The organism is Tamlana crocina (assembly GCF_012037625.1).
This window is the reverse complement of record NZ_JAAVJS010000299.1, coordinates 1-422: the sequence shown is the minus strand read 5'-3', so window position 1 is coordinate 422 and position 422 is coordinate 1. Positions and strand designations below refer to the sequence as shown.

General features: G+C 30.3%; 1 protein-coding gene. It reads left to right on the top strand.

What is annotated here, in order from left to right; translation table 11 throughout:
- Positions 1 to 422 (top strand): GLPGLI family protein (locus HC176_RS16810; RefSeq protein WP_167920164.1); only part of this gene is annotated, 422 nt, incomplete at both ends.

The window sequence follows — 422 nt, the reverse complement described above, 5'->3', positions numbered from 1 at the left end:
GGGATTCAAAAATCTAAATTTATATATAAAATATATAAGGATCGGAAAAATTATGAATTAATCTGTTTATATGATTTTACTACATTTAAATATAAAACAGAGAATAAATTACCCCAGTTAGTTTGGAAAATTGAGAACAGTAAAAAAAATATAATGGGATATGAAACTACTTTAGCACGTACACACTTTAAGGGCAGGGATTATGAAGCATGGTTTGCCCCTAACCTACCGATTCCGGAAGGTCCTTATAAGTTTAACGGTCTGCCTGGAATGATCCTTGAAGTTTATGATTCAAAAAATCACTATCATTTTACAGCCAAAGGTATAGAGAAAATTAAAGTGTCCGTAAATGTTGCGGATCAAGATTACACCAGAATTTCAGATGCTAATTTAGATTTGTTTCGAAAAAAAATAAAGGAAAA